Consider the following 15,794-nt stretch of genomic DNA (forward strand, 5'->3'; position numbering starts at 1 on the left):
CGGTGGTCGGAATCGCAAGATCCTGACCACTGGTGGCCTTGAATCTGAATCAAGCCCCTTTTGGGGCTTGATTCATTTCTGGGGTGTGTCTAGAATACCCGGCTCGCCTGAGCCCGTGTTTTCTACGCTCGGAGATTCTCGGCGACACGTAATAGCCGCAAGGCTAATTTTTTTGTATTAGGAGCGTCTAGCCCATGAGTATGCAGGACCCGTTAGCGGACATGCTAACTCGTATCCGTAATGCCCAGATGGCTGAAAAGTCCGTCGTAAGCATGCCATCTTCCACGTTGAAGGTAGCTGTTGCCAAAGTCCTGAAGGACGAAGGTTACATTGCGGGTTATCAGATCAGCAGCGAAACAAAGCCACTGCTGTCCATCGAGCTGAAATACTTCGAAGGCCGTCCGGTTATCGAAGAAGTGAAGCGCGTTAGCCGTCCAGGCCTGCGTCAGTACAAGTCCGTCGATGATCTGCCAAAAGTTCGTGGCGGTCTCGGTGTGTCTATCGTCTCCACCAACAAGGGTGTGATGACTGATCGTGCTGCGCGCGCTGCCGGTGTCGGCGGCGAAGTTCTTTGCACTGTGTTCTAAGGGGGGATAAGCATGTCTCGCGTCGCTAAGAACCCCGTTAAGCTGCCAGCCGGTGTCGAAGTAAAATTCGCAGGTCAACAGCTTTCGGTGAAGGGTGCCAAGGGCACTCTCGAACTGAACATCCATTCGTCCGTTGAGATTGTTGAAGAAGCTGGTGAGCTGCGTTTCGCTGCTCGCAATGGCGATCAACAAACTCGCGCAATGGCTGGTACCACTCGTGCGTTGGTAAACAACATGGTCCAAGGCGTAAGCCAAGGCTTCGAGCGCAAGCTCCAGCTGGTCGGTGTTGGTTACAAAGCGCAAGCAAAAGGCACAGTGCTGAACCTGGCTCTTGGCTTCTCGCATCCAGTGGATTACGAACTGCCGGAAGGCATCACCGCTGAGACTCCTAGCCAGACCGATATCCTGATCAAGGGCATCGACAAGCAGCTGGTAGGTCAAGTGGCCGCCGAGATCCGCGACTTCCGTCCACCAGAGCCATACAAAGGCAAAGGTGTGCGCTACGCGGACGAAGTCGTCCGTCGTAAAGAAGCCAAGAAGAAGTAGGGCATAGCAAATGACCGACAAAAAAGTTACTCGACTGCGTCGCGCTCGCAAAGCACGCCTGAAAATGCACGAACTCGAAGTCGTGCGTCTCTGCGTGTTCCGCTCTTCGCAGCACATTTACGCCCAGGTCATTTCGGCCGACGGCAACAAAGTCCTGGCAAGCGCCTCGACTTTGGATAAAGAACTGCGTGATGGCGCCACTGGCAACATCGACGCGGCCACTAAGGTTGGCCAGCTGGTCGCTACGCGTGCTAAGGCCGCTGGCGTCTCGCAGGTGGCTTTCGACCGCTCTGGCTTCAAGTACCATGGCCGCGTTAAAGCGTTGGCTGATGCTGCTCGTGAAGCTGGGCTGGAGTTCTAAGTTATGTCAAATAACGACCAAAAGCGCGACGAAGGCTACATTGAGAAGCTGGTTCAAGTTAACCGCGTAGCCAAAACCGTTAAAGGCGGCCGTATCTTCACTTTCACCGCGTTGACCGTGGTTGGTGATGGTAAAGGGCGCGTTGGCTTCGGCCGTGGCAAGTCGCGTGAAGTGCCTGCTGCGATCCAGAAGGCAATGGAAGCTGCTCGCCGCAACATGATCCAGGTTGATCTGAACGGCACCACTCTGCAGTACGCAATGAAGTCCGCTCACGGCGCTTCGAAGGTGTACATGCAGCCTGCTTCTGAAGGTACCGGTATCATCGCTGGCGGCGCTATGCGTGCCGTTCTCGAAGTTGCTGGCGTTCAGAACGTTCTGGCCAAGTGCTACGGCTCGACTAACCCGGTAAACGTGGTTCACGCCACTTTCAAAGGTTTGAAGGCTATGCAGTCTCCTGAATCCATTGCCGCCAAGCGTGGCAAAAGCGTCAAGGAGATCTTCTGATCATGGCTACCGTTAAAGTTACGCTGATCAAAAGCATGACCGGCCGCATCCCTAACCACAAACTGTGCGTTAAGGGTCTGGGTCTGCGTCGCATCGGTCACACTGTAGAAGTCCAGGATACTCCCGAGAATCGCGGGATGATCAACAAGGCTTACTACATGCTGCGTGTCGAGGGTTAATCGATGAAACTCAATGATCTGAGTCCAGCGCCGGGTTCCCGTCGCGAAAAGCATCGTCCGGGCCGTGGTATCGGTAGTGGTTTGGGTAAGACTGGTGGCCGTGGTCACAAAGGTCAGACTTCCCGCTCCGGTGGCACCATTGCTCCAGGCTTTGAAGGCGGTCAACAGCCGCTGCATCGTCGCCTGCCGAAGTTCGGTTTCGTTTCCCTGAAAGCCATGGATCGCGCAGAAGTGCGTCTGTCCGAGCTGGCTAAAGTGGAAGGCGACATCGTCACCGTGCAGTCCCTGAAAGATGCCAACGTGATCAACGTCAACGTACAGCGTGTGAAAATCATGCTGTCCGGTGAAGTGACTCGCGCTGTCACTATCGGCAAGGGAATCGGCGCCACCAAAGGTGCGCGTGCGGCTATCGAAGCAGCTGGCGGCAAGTTCGAGGAATAAATGGCTAAGCAAGGTGCTCTCTCTGCGCTCGGCAAAGGCGGTATGTCTGAACTCTGGGCTCGTCTGCGTTTTCTGTTCCTGGCGATTATCGTCTACCGAATAGGCGCACACATCCCGGTTCCAGGTATCAACCCGGACCGACTCGCGGACCTGTTTCGACAGAATGAGGGGACCATTCTTAGCTTGTTCAACATGTTTTCCGGCGGCGCGCTGGAACGGATGAGCATCTTTGCATTGGGGATCATGCCGTACATTTCGGCATCGATCATCATGCAGCTGATGACCGCCGTCAGCCCGCAGCTGGAGCAGTTGAAGAAGGAAGGTGAAGCTGGCCGTCGCAAGATCAGCCAGTACACCCGCTACGGCACTGTCGTCCTCGCTCTCGTTCAGGCCATTGGCATGTCCATTGGTCTGGCGGGGCAGGGCGTAGCGTTCACTGGTGACTTTGGCTTCCATTTCGTCGCGGTATCCACTTTTGTGGCTGGTGCGATGTTCATGATGTGGCTGGGTGAGCAGATTACTGAGCGTGGTGTTGGCAACGGTATCTCGATGTTGATTTTTTCGGGTATCGTCGCCGGTCTTCCGAGAGCGATCGGGCAGTCTTTCGAGTCTGCACGTCAGGGTGATATCAACATCTTCGCCCTGGTTGCCATCGGTTTGCTGGCAGTAGCGATTATCGGTTTCGTGGTGTTCATTGAGCGTGGCCAGCGTCGTATTGCTGTTCACTACGCCAAGCGTCAGCAGGGTCGCAAGGTCTTCGCTGCGCAGACCAGCCACTTGCCGCTGAAGGTGAACATGGCCGGTGTTATTCCGGCTATTTTCGCGAGCAGCATATTGCTGTTCCCGGCTTCGTTGGGTGCCTGGTTCGGTCAGTCTGAAGGTATGGGCTGGTTGCAGGACATCTCGCAGTCGATCGCTCCTGGTCAGCCGTTGAATATTCTGCTGTTTAGTGCAGGGATTATTTTCTTCTGCTTCTTCTATACGGCGTTGATGTTCAATCCGAAAGACGTAGCGGAAAACCTGAAGAAGTCCGGTGCCTTTATTCCGGGCATCCGTCCAGGTGAGCAGTCTGCGCGCTACATTGATGGCGTTCTGACTCGCTTGACCATGTTCGGTGCTCTTTACATGACGGCCGTCTGCCTGTTGCCCCAGTTCCTGGTGGTTGCAGCCAACGTTCCGTTCTACCTTGGCGGGACCTCGTTGCTGATCGTGGTCGTGGTTGTGATGGACTTCATGTCCCAAGTACAATCGCACCTCGTTTCGCACCAGTACGAATCCCTGATGAAGAAAGCCAACCTGAAGGGTTACGGCAGCGGCATGTTGCGCTGAGTACCCATAAGGTTCGAGGAGTTGGTGATGAAAGTTCGTGCATCGGTGAAAAAGCTGTGCCGTAACTGCAAGATTATTCGCCGCGAAGGTGTTGTTCGAGTAATTTGCAGCGCGGAACCGCGTCACAAACAGCGCCAAGGCTGAGTGTGATTGTGCTTCAAGCCCGGCAGCTAGTGCGCTGCCGGGTTGATTATTTGTTATTACAGCGATATTATCTCGCGCCCTATTTCTTGGCTTCCGGGGCGTAGGTAGCTGTCAATTGGAGTCCCACTGAATGGCCCGTATTGCAGGCGTTAACATTCCAGATAACAAGCATACTGTTATCTCGCTGACCTACATCTATGGTGTTGGTCGCACTACTGCACAGAAAATTTGTGCAGATACTGGGGTAAACCCAGCAGCAAAGATCAAGGATCTGAGCGACGAGCAAATTGAACAGCTGCGTGGCGAAGTGGCGAAGTTCACCACTGAAGGTGACCTGCGTCGCGAAATCAACATGAAAATCAAGCGCTTGATGGACCTCGGTTGCTATCGCGGTCTGCGTCATCGTCGTGGTCTGCCAGTACGCGGTCAGCGTACCAAGACCAACGCGCGTACCCGTAAAGGTCCGCGTAAGCCGATCCGCAAGTAATCGCCCCAGCGAATCGACAGGAAATTAATCATGGCAAAACCTGCTGCTCGTCCTCGTAAAAAAGTTAAAAAGACAGTGGTTGATGGCATCGCCCACATCCATGCATCTTTTAACAACACCATCGTGACCATTACCGACCGTCAAGGTAACGCTCTTTCCTGGGCTACCTCCGGTGGTTCGGGTTTCCGCGGTTCCCGCAAGTCCACCCCGTTTGCTGCTCAAGTAGCTGCTGAACGTGCTGGTCAAGCTGCGCTGGAATACGGCCTGAAAAACCTCGACGTAAACGTCAAAGGTCCAGGTCCAGGTCGTGAATCCGCAGTCCGCGCTTTGAACGGCTGTGGCTACAAGATCGCCAGCATCACCGACGTGACGCCAATCCCGCACAACGGGTGCCGTCCGCCGAAGAAGCGCCGCGTGTAATCCAGGAGATTGTAAAGAATGGCTCGTTACATTGGTCCAAAATGCAAACTCGCTCGTCGCGAAGGCACCGATCTCTTCCTGAAGAGCGGCGTGCGCGCGATCGAATCGAAGTGCAACATTGAAGCAGCACCTGGTATCCACGGCCAACGCCGCGGTCGCCAGTCCGATTACGGCACCCAACTGCGTGAAAAGCAGAAGGTCCGTCGTATCTACGGCGTTCTCGAGCGTCAATTCAGCGGCTACTACAAAGAAGCTGCTGGCAAGAAAGGCGCAACTGGCGAAAACCTGTTGCAACTGCTCGAATGCCGTCTGGACAACGTTGTATACCGTATGGGCTTTGGTTCGACTCGTGCCGAATCTCGCCAGCTGGTATCGCACAAGTCGATCAGCGTAAACGGTCAGACCGTTAACGTACCGTCCTACCAGGTTCGTGCTGGTGACGTGGTTGCTGTTCGCGAGAAAGCAAAAAATCAACTTCGCATTGTCCAAGCTCTCGATCTGTGTGCCCAACGTGGCCGCGTAGAATGGGTAGAAGTAGACACTGAGAAGAAGTCGGGCGTTTTCAAGAACGTTCCAGCTCGCAGTGATCTGTCCGCCGACATCAACGAAAGCCTGATTGTCGAGCTCTACTCCAAGTAAGGGCTAGAAAATAGGTGCATCCATGCAGATTTCGGTAAATGAGTTCCTGACACCCCGCCACATTGATGTGCAGGTTGTCAGTCCAACCCGCGCCAAGATCACTCTCGAGCCTCTCGAGCGTGGCTTTGGCCACACCCTGGGCAACGCGCTGCGCCGCATCCTGTTGTCCTCAATGCCCGGCTGTGCAGTAGTCGAGGCCGAGATTGACGGTGTGCTCCACGAGTACAGCGCCATCGAAGGTGTACAGGAAGACGTAATTGAAATCCTGTTGAACCTTAAAGGTCTGGCTATCAAGCTGCACGGCCGTGACGAAGTTACGCTGACCTTGTCGAAGAAGGGTTCGGGGGTGGTTACCGCTGCCGATATTCAGCTGGATCATGATGTCGAGATCGTTAACCCCGATCACGTAATCGCTAACCTGGCGTCTAACGGCGCCCTGAACATGAAGCTCGTCGTAGCTCGTGGTCGTGGTTATGAACCGGCAGACTCGCGTCAGAGCGATGAAGACGAAAGCCGCAGCATCGGTCGCTTGCAGCTTGACTCTTCGTTCAGCCCGGTTCGCCGTATCGCATACGTGGTGGAAAACGCCCGTGTCGAACAGCGTACTAACCTGGACAAGCTGGTTATTGATCTGGAAACCAACGGTACTCTGGATCCTGAAGAGGCTATCCGCCGCGCTGCAACCATCCTGCAACAGCAGTTGGCTGCGTTCGTCGACCTCAAAGGTGACAGCGAACCAGTGGTAATCGAGCAAGAAGACGAGATCGATCCGATCCTGCTTCGCCCGGTTGACGATCTGGAACTGACTGTACGTTCGGCCAACTGCCTTAAGGCGGAAAACATCTACTACATCGGTGACCTGATTCAGCGTACCGAAGTAGAGCTGTTGAAGACTCCGAACCTGGGCAAGAAATCCTTGACTGAAATCAAGGACGTTCTGGCCTCCCGCGGTCTGTCCCTCGGCATGCGCCTCGACAACTGGCCGCCTGCAAGTCTTAAGAAGGACGACAAGGCGACTGCCTGATCGTCGTAATCACCGAACGTAGTGTTTGGTAAGGAATGAACCATGCGTCATCGTAAAAGTGGTCGTCACCTCAGCCGCACCAGCTCGCACCGCAAGGCCATGTTCCAGAACATGGCGGTGTCGCTGTTCGAGCACGAGCTGATCAAAACTACTCTGCCAAAAGCCAAAGAACTGCGTCGCGTTGCTGAGCCGCTGATCACTCTGGCCAAGACAGACAGCCTGGCTAACCGCCGTCTGGCTTTCGACCGTACTCGTTCGAAAGCTATCGTTGGTAAGCTCTTCAACGACCTGGGCAAGCGTTACGCTACCCGTGAGGGTGGCTACCTGCGCATCCTCAAGTGCGGTTTCCGCGCTGGCGACAACGCGCCTATGGCGTACGTCGAGTTGGTTGATCGTGCTGTCGGCGGTGAAGCTGTATCCGCTGAGTAAGACGTCAGTCTGAAACAAGGAACCGGGCCCAGTGCCCGGTTTTTTGTGCCTGTAAGAAATGCGCTCTACATACAAGCTTCAAGCCTTCCTGGTCGGCACTATAAGTGTGGGTTGATCATTAGTAATTTTCTATCGATCTCCGCAAGTTAATGAATTTGTGGCGGTCACGATGATGATCAATACTTCCCGCCAAGCCGATTCCCCGGCAGTTCAAGACTGACAAAGGAAGAGTTCGCATGAGCCAAAATAAAACACTGACCACCGCCAGTGGCGCTCCTGTCGCCGATAATCAGAATTCCCGTTCCGCCGGCCCTCGGGGCCCGCTGCTGCTCGACGATTTCCACCTGATCGAGAAACTCGCCCATTTCAACCGGGAAAACATCCCTGAACGACGTGTACACGCCAAAGGTTCAGGTGCGTACGGTACGTTTACCGTGACTCGCGACATTACTCAGCTCACCAGCGCCAAGCTGTTTGAAACAGTGGGTAAACAAACGCCGACCTTTTTGCGGTTTTCCACCGTTGGCGGTGAGCGCGGTTCGGCGGATACCGAGCGCGATCCACGCGGCTTCGCGTTGAAGTTCTACACCGAGGAAGGAAATTGGGACATTGTTGGCAACAACACGCCAGTGTTCTTCATCCGCGATCCGCTCAAATTCCCGGACTTCATCCATACGCAGAAGCGGCTGCCGCAAAGCAATCTCAAAAGCGCGCAGGCGATGTGGGACTTCTGGTCCCACTCTCCTGAAGCGCTGCACCAGGTCACGATCCTGTTTTCCGATCGTGGCATTCCTGATGGCTATCGTCACATGCACGGCTTCGGCAGTCACACGTACAGCTTGATCAATGCCAATGGCGAACGCCATTGGGTCAAGTGGCACTACAAGACCCGACAAGGGATCAAGAACCTGGCGCCGGCAGAAGCTGCGCGCCTCGCGGGTACTGATCCGGATTACGCCCAGCGTGATCTGTTCAGCGCCATCGAGCGTGGCGACTTCCCGAAATGGCGTGTGTGCATCCAGATCATGACCGAAGCACAAGCTGCCGCGCATTATGAGAACCCGTTCGACGTGACCAAGACCTGGTCGCAGAAAGAGTTTCCGTTGATTGAGGTCGGCGAGTTGGAGCTCAATCGCAACCCGCTCAACTATTTCGCGGAAGTCGAACAAGCAGCGTTTGGCCCAAGCAATATGGTACCGGGGGTTGGGCTGTCGCCAGACCGGATGCTACAGGGACGCGTTTTCGCTTATGCCGATGCTCACCGCTACCGTGTCGGCACCAATCACCAACAATTGCCGGTTAACGCTCCGCGTAGCCCGGTTAACAGCTATCAGCGCGATGGAACGATGGCGTTTGGCACCAATGGCGGTGCAGCACCCAACTACGAACCGAACAGTTATGTCGAATCGCCTAAACAAGCACCTCGTTACGCTGAGCCGGCGCTCGCGTTAAGCGGTTCGGCCGATCGCTACGATCACCGCAAGGATACCGATTACTACAGTCATGCCGGCGCGCTGTTTCGCCTGATGAGCGATGAGCAGAAAGCGTTGTTGGTCGGTAACATTGCCGGTGCGATGGGGGGTGTATCCAGTGATGTGGTTGACCGCCAATTGCAGCATTTCTACAAGGCTGATCCGGCGTATGGAGAAGCAATCGCGAAGCTGCTCGACGTACAGCTTAACGAAGTCTAAATGAGAAGCAGAACCGCCCTTGATTGGGCGGTTTTTTGCGTTAATTAAGCTGCTTTTCTCAGAATATCTTCGCTTTTATTGCTTGAATCGAGTGACCTGCCAAGCAGCTTGGTTCAAACTACAGACTTTCAGGCAGGGAGATGTAGGGCGATGCAAGGCCACCCAGACGTTATCGATTACCTCAACACGTTGCTGACCGGCGAATTGGCCGCGCGTGATCAATATTTCGTCCATTCGCGGATGTATGAGGACTGGGGATTCACCAAGCTCTACGAACGAATCAACCACGAAATGGAAGAAGAAGCCGGGCACGCCGATGCGCTGATGCGGCGGATCCTGATGCTGGAAGGCACGCCGCGCATGCGTCCGGACGATCTCGATGTGGGCACTACAGTGCCTGAGATGCTTGAGGCGGATCTGCGCCTTGAGTACAAGGTTCGCGCAGCACTGTGCAAAGGTATCGAGCTCTGCGAGCAGCACAAGGACTACGTCAGTCGCGAAATCTTGCGTATTCAGCTCAATGACACCGAAGAAGATCACACCTACTGGCTGGAAAAGCAGTTGGGTCTGATCAAGTTGATCGGTCTCGAGAACTACCTGCAATCGCACACCTGATTGCGGCGGATATCAAAAAGCCCCTGTCACTGATGAAGTGACAGGGGCTTTTTACTGGCCTGGACTCAGGCCCGATCGCGTTCCAGTAGCGGTTTCAGGTAGAAGCCGGTATGAGACTGTTTCATCTGCGCCACTTCCTCCGGTGTACCGACGGCAATGATTTGCCCGCCCTTGGAGCCGCCTTCCGGCCCCAGGTCCACCAACCAGTCAGCGGTCTTGATCACGTCCAGGTTGTGCTCGATCACTACGACCGTGTTGCCGTGGTCGCGCAGTCTGTGCAACACGTCGAGCAGTTGCTGGATATCTGCAAAGTGCAGGCCCGTGGTCGGCTCGTCGAGGATGTACAGGGTCTTGCCTGTGTCCCGCTTGGATAGCTCGCGGGACAGTTTCACCCGCTGTGCTTCGCCACCGGACAGCGTGGTCGCGGATTGCCCCAGTTTGATGTACGACAGGCCGACATCCATCAGCGTCTGCAGCTTGCGCGCCAGTGCCGGTACGGCGTCGAAGAACTCCCGCGCTTCCTCGATGGTCATCTCGAGGGTTTCGTGGATGCTCTTGCCCTTGTACTTGATCTCCAGGGTTTCGCGGTTGTAGCGCTTGCTCTTGCACACGTCACAAGGAACGTAGATGTCCGGCAGGAAGTGCATTTCCACCTTGATCAGGCCATCGCCCTGGCAGGCCTCGCAGCGTCCGCCCTTCACGTTGAAGGAGAAGCGCCCCGGCCCGTAACCACGGGAGCGGGACTCCGGCACGCCGGCGAACAGTTCGCGAATCGGCGTGAACAACCCGGTGTAGGTCGCCGGGTTGGAACGCGGCGTACGACCAATCGGGCTCTGGTCGATATCGACGACCTTGTCCAGGTGCTCCAGCCCCTTGATGCTGTCGTGAGCGGCGGCTTCCAGCGTGGTCGCACCGTTGAGTGCCGTGGCGCTCAGGGGAAACAGCGTGTTGTTGATCAGGGTCGATTTGCCTGAGCCGGATACACCGGTCACACAGGTCAGCAGCCCGATCGGGATCTCGAGGTCGACGTTGCGCAAATTGTTGCCGCGAGCGCCCTTGAGCGATAGCGACAGCTTCTTGTTGCGCGGCGTGCGTTTGGCCGGTACTTCGATCTTCACCCGACCCGACAGGTACTTGCCGGTCAGCGAGTCAGGGTGAGCCATCACCTCGGCCGGCGTGCCCTCGGCAACGATATGCCCGCCATGAACCCCGGCACCCGGGCCGATATCCACCACGTAGTCAGCCAGGCGAATCGCATCTTCGTCGTGCTCGACCACGATCACCGTGTTGCCGATGTCCCGCAGATGCTTGAGCGTGCCAAGCAACCGGTCGTTGTCGCGTTGGTGCAAGCCAATCGACGGCTCGTCGAGGATGTACAGGACACCAACCAGGCCGGCGCCGATCTGACTGGCCAGGCGAATACGCTGGGCCTCACCACCGGACAGGGTGTCGGCGCTGCGATCCAGCGACAGGTAATCCAGACCGACGTTGACCAGGAACTGCAGGCGCTCGCGGATTTCCTTGAGGATCTTGTCGGCGATTTCCCCACGACGTCCGGTGAGCTTGAGCTCGCCGAAGTAATCGCAGGCATCGCCGATGGGCAGGTTGGTCACCGCCGGCAAGGTTTTCTCGCCGACCCATACATGCCGCGCCTCACGCCGCAGACGGGTGCCGCGGCAGTCCGGGCAGGCCTGGGTGCTTAAGAACTTGGCCAGCTCTTCGCGCACCGAAGCCGATTCGGTTTCGCGGTAGCGGCGTTCCAGGTTCGGCACGATGCCTTCGAACGGGTGCGAACGCTTGACGATGTCGCCACGGTCGTTCAGGTACTTGAAGTCGACGTTTTGCGAGCCACTGCCGTGCAGGATGAATTTCTGCTGATCGCCGGGCAGTTCGTTGAACGGCACCTCGAGGCTGAACTTGTAGTGCGAGGCCAGCGAGCCGAGCATCTGGAAGTAATAGACGTTGCGCCGGTCCCAGCCACGAATCGCGCCTTCGGCCAGGGTTAGCTCGCCATTGACCAGTCGCTTGATGTCGAAAAACTGCTTCACACCCAGGCCATCACACGTCGGGCAGGCGCCGGCCGGGTTGTTGAAAGAGAACAGCTTGGGTTCGAGTTCGCTGATGGCGTGACCGCAAATCGGGCAGGCGAAGCGTGCGGAGAAAATCATCTCTTCACCCGGTTCGTCGTCCATCGGTGCCACCAGGGCGATGCCGTCTGCCAGCTTCAGCGCAGTCTCGAAGGATTCGGCCAGACGTTGCTGCAGGTCGGCGCGGACCTTGAAGCGGTCGACCACCACATCGATGGAATGCTTCTTTTGTTTGTCGAGCTTGGGCGCTTCATCCAGCTCATACAGCTTGCCGTTGATCCGGGCGCGCACGAAGCCCTGGGCACGCAGCTCTTCGAACACCGAAAGGTGCTCGCCCTTGCGCTCGCGAATGACCGGGGCCAGCAGCATGAGCTTGCTGCCCTCCGGTTGCGCCAGAACCAGGTCGACCATCTGGCTGACGGTCTGAGCCTCAAGCGGGATGTCGTGATCCGGGCAGCGCGGAATACCTACGCGGGCATAAAGCAGGCGCAGGTAGTCGTAGATTTCGGTGATGGTGCCGACCGTCGAGCGCGGGTTGTGCGAGGTCGACTTCTGTTCGATGGAAATGGCCGGCGACAGGCCTTCGATGGTGTCGACATCGGGCTTTTCCATCATCGACAGGAACTGGCGGGCGTAGGCCGACAATGATTCGACGTAGCGGCGCTGGCCTTCGGCGTAGAGCGTATCGAAAGCCAGGGATGACTTGCCGGAGCCGGACAGGCCGGTGATGACGATCAGCTTGTCCCTTGGCAGGGTCAGGTCGATATTCTTCAGGTTGTGGGTTCGAGCCCCACGAATCAGGATCTTGTCCAAAGTGGCCTCGCTTGGCGGGCGTCGAAAACGTAAGAGTATACGGCCAAATACTGGATGGATGCACACTATCAAATGACGGGAGTATTGGCTTACATGAAGAGTCTGTCAGCTGAGCGCGTCAAAGCGTCGCGATATACCCCGCCAATCGATGGGACTGGTAGAATCGCCGCCGGTTCACATGAGGTTTTTCCATGCACGATCCCCACAGCGAACGCATGAGTGGCAGCGAGACCCGCGCAGCGAGTGGTCTGGCCCTGGTGTTCGCCTTCCGTATGCTTGGCATGTTCATGGTGTTGCCGGTATTGGCGACCTATGGGATGGACCTGGCGGGAGCGACCCCGGCCCTTATCGGGCTGGCGATTGGCGCTTACGGCCTGACCCAGGCGATTTTCCAGATTCCTTTCGGTTTCATTTCCGACCGCATCGGTCGCCGCCCGGTCATTTATCTCGGTTTGATTATCTTTGCGCTGGGCAGTCTGCTGGCCGCCAACGCCGATTCGATCTGGGGCGTGATCGCCGGACGTATCCTCCAGGGGGCCGGGGCGATTTCCGCCGCAGTCATGGCATTGTTGTCAGACCTGACCCGCGAGCAGCATCGGACCAAGGCCATGGCCATGATCGGCATGACGATTGGCCTGTCGTTTGCCGTCGCCATGGTGGTCGGACCGTTGCTGACGCGCGCTTTCGGCCTGAGCGGATTGTTCCTCGCCACCGGCGGCATGGCACTGTTCGGCATTGTGATCGTGATGTTCATGGTGCCGCGTGCCACCGGGCCGTTGCAGCATCGTGAGTCCGGTGTCGCACGCCAGGCGCTGATTCCGACGCTCAAGCACCCGGACCTGCTGCGCCTGGACCTGGGCATCTTTGTGTTGCACGCGATGTTGATGTCGAGTTTCGTTGCGTTGCCCTTGGCCCTGGTCGAAAAAGCCGGGCTGCCTAAAGAACAGCACTGGTGGGTGTACCTGACCGCGCTGCTGATTTCCTTCTTCGCCATGATTCCGTTCATTATCTACGGCGAGAAAAAACGCAAAATGAAACGAGTTTTGCTCGGTGCCGTCGTGACGCTGATGCTCACTGAGCTATTCTTCTGGCAGTTCGGCGACAGCTTGCGGGCTCTGGTGATCGGGACGGTGGTGTTCTTCACTGCGTTCAATCTGCTGGAAGCTTCGTTGCCGTCGCTGATCAGCAAGGTTTCACCGGCCGGCGGCAAGGGCACGGCCATGGGGGTGTATTCCACCAGCCAGTTCCTGGGTTCGGCACTGGGCGGCATTCTCGGCGGCTGGTTGTTCCAGCATGGCGGTTTGTCGGTTGTGTTCCTGGGATGCGCCGGTCTGGCTGCCCTCTGGCTGGCCTTTGCTGTTACCATGCGCGAACCACCCTACGTCACGAGCCTGCGCTTGCCGTTGTCGCCCGAGGCGATCCGCGAAGCGGGTCTGGTTGAGCGCCTGAAGGCGGTCGTAGGGGTAACAGATGCAGTGATCGTCGCTGATGAAGCGGCCATTTACATCAAATTGGACACCGAACTATTGGATCGCACCACCCTTGAGCGCCTGGTGAACAGCCCGGCCGAGGCAGCGTGCGTAGCCTAGGAGAACGTAATGGCCCGTGGGGTTAACAAAGTCATATTGGTCGGCACTTGCGGCCAGGATCCTGAAGTTCGCTACCTGCCAAACGGTAACGCCGTGACCAACCTGAGTCTGGCGACCAGCGAGCAGTGGACTGACAAGCAAACCGGTCAGAAAGTCGAAAAGACCGAATGGCACCGTGTGTCGATGTTCGGCAAAGTTGCAGAGATCGCTGGCGAGTACCTGCGTAAAGGTTCGCAGGTGTACATCGAAGGCAAGCTGCAGACCCGCGAGTGGGAAAAAGACGGCATCAAGCGTTACACCACCGAAATCGTCGTCGACATGCAAGGCACCATGCAACTGCTGGGCGGCCGTCCACAGGGCGACCAGCAAGGCCAGGGCGGCGGTAACAACTACCAGCAATCCGCTCCGCGCCAGCAGGCACCACGTCCTGCCCCGCAACAGCAGCCACAGCGCCCGGCACCGCAACAAGCCGCGCCGCAACCGGCTCCGGATTTCGACAGCTTTGATGACGATATTCCGTTCTGATAAGCCGCTTCACCCGCTCTGAACACAAAGGCCCGGCGCTCACAGCGTCGGGCCTTTTTTTGGGTTCTTCACGGAATCCCGGGAAACACAGAAACAAGAACGCCGATTTGATTGATGATGTTCGTGCGAGCAAACACATCTAACAAACCGGCGTTCTTATGCGCGATATTAATACTTTCCTTCCCTTTTGGGAGGGCTTTTCTGTCGTCACCATCAAGCCCGATGGCGATGCGCTACAGATCGACCTGACACCCCACGCCACCCAATTCCCCTCTTGTAGCGGCTGCCAAAAACCGTGCTCGACCACGCATGAGTATTGCCAACGAGTCATCCGCGATCTGCCCATTCTTGGCCGAGCAGTGCGCCTCAGCGTTTTGCTTCGGCGTGTTGGGTGTCGCGACTGTGGTAAACGCATGGAAGCGGTCAGTTGGCTGGATCGCTATGCCCGCATGACGCGCCGCCTGGCCGAGGCGGTCATTCAAGCCTGCGAGCGTCTCCCCACAAAACACGTGGCTCAACTGTTCGGTCTGCATTGGGACAGCGTTCGGTTGCTAGAGCGTCGAGCCTTGCAAGTGGCGTTGAGTGTTTTGCCAAAGGCGCAGCCACGGCGCTTGGTGATGGATGAATTCGCTCTGTTCAAAGGTCATCGTTACGCCAGCGTCGTGCTGGACGCCGATACCCGGCGAGTGCTTTGGATTGGCGAAGGTCGCAGCCGCGCGGCGATCAGGCCATTCTTCGAAGAGCTGGGGCCAGAGGGTTGCGCTCGCATCGAAGCGGTGGCGATGGACATGAACACCGCCTTTGACCTGGAGGTTCGTCAGCACTGCCCAAAAGCGCGCGTGGTCTACGACCTCTTTCATGTGGTGGCTAAATATGGCCGAGAGGTGATTGATCGAGTCCGCGTCGATGAAGCTAATCGGCTACGTCATGACAAGCCTGCCCGAAAGGTCATCAAGCAAGCGCGATGGCTGTTGCTGCGCAACCCGCAGAACCTGAAAACGCCGGAGCAACAGGTCCGTTTGGAGGATCTGCTGGCGGCCAACCAAGCGTTGATGACGGTCTATTTGATGAAGGCTGAACTCAAAACGCTTTGGGCACCGAGCACCGCTTGGGGCTGGCGATCAGCCTGGCAGCAATGGTTGCGCCACGCTCATGAAAGCCAAATACCACCTCTGATCCAGTTTGCCAAACGACTGAAGGGTTACTGGCGAGGCATCGTCAGTCGTGTTCGCTGGCCGATGCATACGGGCCAATTGGAAGGCATCAACAATCGAATAAAGGTCATTAAGCGGATGGCGTACGGTTACCGGGATAGCGAATTCTTTTTCATGAAGATCAAGAGCGTCTTTCCCGGTAATCCGTGAAGAACCTTTTTTTGTGGGCA

The 15,794-nt window shown here is 56.8% G+C and carries 19 protein-coding genes; 18 read left to right on the top strand and 1 reads right to left on the bottom strand.

The features are described from left to right. Positions 1–194 precede the first annotated feature (194 nt). The 15 genes from rpsH to bfr all read left to right on the top strand — a co-directional run bounded on the left by rpsH (position 195) and on the right by bfr (position 9,396). Complete coding sequence (gene rpsH / locus ACX3YF_RS10405) at positions 195–587, top strand: 30S ribosomal protein S8 (RefSeq protein WP_008065722.1); 393 nt, start codon at positions 195–197, stop codon at positions 585–587. Positions 588–599: 12 nt separating this feature from the next. Beyond that, a complete protein-coding gene (gene rplF, locus ACX3YF_RS10410) occupies positions 600–1,133 on the top strand; it encodes a 50S ribosomal protein L6 (protein WP_003176412.1) in 534 nt (177 codons plus the stop codon). Between the two features lie 10 nt (positions 1,134–1,143). After that, positions 1,144–1,494, top strand: coding sequence for a 50S ribosomal protein L18 (gene rplR, locus ACX3YF_RS10415; RefSeq protein ID WP_003186037.1), 351 nt, complete (start codon positions 1,144–1,146; stop codon positions 1,492–1,494). Positions 1,495–1,497: 3 nt separating this feature from the next. Beyond that, complete coding sequence (gene rpsE, locus ACX3YF_RS10420) at positions 1,498–1,998, top strand: 30S ribosomal protein S5 (protein WP_003186035.1); 501 nt, start codon at positions 1,498–1,500, stop codon at positions 1,996–1,998. 2 nt (positions 1,999–2,000) lie between these two features. Then, entirely contained in the window at positions 2,001–2,177 is a 177-nt protein-coding gene (rpmD, locus tag ACX3YF_RS10425) for a 50S ribosomal protein L30 (protein WP_003176408.1), read from the top strand. 3 nt (positions 2,178–2,180) lie between these two features. Beyond that, the gene (gene rplO / locus ACX3YF_RS10430) at positions 2,181–2,618 is read left to right on the top strand and encodes a 50S ribosomal protein L15 (protein ID WP_003228720.1); all 438 of its coding nucleotides are present in this window, start codon (positions 2,181–2,183) and stop codon (positions 2,616–2,618) included. After that, complete coding sequence (gene secY, locus ACX3YF_RS10435; protein ID WP_003228718.1) at positions 2,619–3,947, top strand: preprotein translocase subunit SecY; 1,329 nt, start codon at positions 2,619–2,621, stop codon at positions 3,945–3,947. It begins immediately after the preceding gene. Between the two features lie 27 nt (positions 3,948–3,974). Further along, on the top strand, positions 3,975–4,091 hold the full coding sequence (gene rpmJ, locus ACX3YF_RS10440) for a 50S ribosomal protein L36 (protein ID WP_002555468.1): 117 nt from the start codon (positions 3,975–3,977) through the stop codon (positions 4,089–4,091). A 130-nt stretch (positions 4,092–4,221) separates the two neighbouring features. Next, positions 4,222–4,578, top strand: a complete 357-nt coding sequence (gene rpsM / locus ACX3YF_RS10445; RefSeq protein WP_008374135.1) for a 30S ribosomal protein S13 — start codon at positions 4,222–4,224, stop codon at positions 4,576–4,578. Positions 4,579–4,608: 30 nt separating this feature from the next. Continuing rightward, positions 4,609–4,998 carry a 30S ribosomal protein S11 gene (gene rpsK / locus ACX3YF_RS10450; protein ID WP_002555466.1) on the top strand — a complete coding sequence of 130 codons (390 nt, stop codon included), beginning with the start codon at positions 4,609–4,611 and terminating at the stop codon, positions 4,996–4,998. Positions 4,999–5,016: 18 nt separating this feature from the next. Further along, positions 5,017–5,637 (top strand): 30S ribosomal protein S4, encoded by a 621-nt coding sequence (gene rpsD, locus ACX3YF_RS10455; RefSeq protein ID WP_003176404.1) that lies wholly within the window; start codon positions 5,017–5,019, stop codon positions 5,635–5,637. A 22-nt stretch (positions 5,638–5,659) separates the two neighbouring features. Then, positions 5,660–6,661 (top strand): DNA-directed RNA polymerase subunit alpha, encoded by a 1,002-nt coding sequence (locus ACX3YF_RS10460; protein ID WP_007924176.1) that lies wholly within the window; start codon positions 5,660–5,662, stop codon positions 6,659–6,661. Positions 6,662–6,703: 42 nt separating this feature from the next. Then, positions 6,704–7,090, top strand: coding sequence for a 50S ribosomal protein L17 (gene rplQ / locus ACX3YF_RS10465; RefSeq protein WP_007924175.1), 387 nt, complete (start codon positions 6,704–6,706; stop codon positions 7,088–7,090). A 236-nt stretch (positions 7,091–7,326) separates the two neighbouring features. Next, positions 7,327–8,781, top strand: a complete 1,455-nt coding sequence (locus tag ACX3YF_RS10470; RefSeq protein WP_458973706.1) for a catalase — start codon at positions 7,327–7,329, stop codon at positions 8,779–8,781. Positions 8,782–8,931: 150 nt separating this feature from the next. Next, entirely contained in the window at positions 8,932–9,396 is a 465-nt protein-coding gene (bfr, locus tag ACX3YF_RS10475; RefSeq protein WP_025109504.1) for a bacterioferritin, read from the top strand. A gap of 65 nt (positions 9,397–9,461) precedes the next feature. Here bfr and uvrA read toward each other — a convergent pair whose 3' ends face one another. After that, positions 9,462–12,296 (bottom strand): excinuclease ABC subunit UvrA, encoded by a 2,835-nt coding sequence (gene uvrA, locus ACX3YF_RS10480; RefSeq protein WP_130209724.1) that lies wholly within the window; start codon positions 12,294–12,296, stop codon positions 9,462–9,464. Between the two features lie 191 nt (positions 12,297–12,487). Here uvrA and ACX3YF_RS10485 point away from each other — a divergent pair, with 191 nt between their 5' ends. From ACX3YF_RS10485 to ACX3YF_RS10495, 3 genes are all read left to right on the top strand, one after another. Next, positions 12,488–13,885 carry an MFS transporter gene (locus ACX3YF_RS10485; RefSeq protein ID WP_130209726.1) on the top strand — a complete coding sequence of 466 codons (1,398 nt, stop codon included), beginning with the start codon at positions 12,488–12,490 and terminating at the stop codon, positions 13,883–13,885. Positions 13,886–13,894: 9 nt separating this feature from the next. Next, complete coding sequence (locus ACX3YF_RS10490; RefSeq protein ID WP_007970128.1) at positions 13,895–14,410, top strand: single-stranded DNA-binding protein; 516 nt, start codon at positions 13,895–13,897, stop codon at positions 14,408–14,410. Positions 14,411–14,568: 158 nt separating this feature from the next. Continuing rightward, positions 14,569–15,774 (top strand): ISL3 family transposase, encoded by a 1,206-nt coding sequence (locus tag ACX3YF_RS10495; RefSeq protein WP_130211659.1) that lies wholly within the window; start codon positions 14,569–14,571, stop codon positions 15,772–15,774. Positions 15,775–15,794: the final 20 nt, after the last annotated feature.

Source organism: Pseudomonas fluorescens group sp. PF-69, from assembly GCF_054481235.1.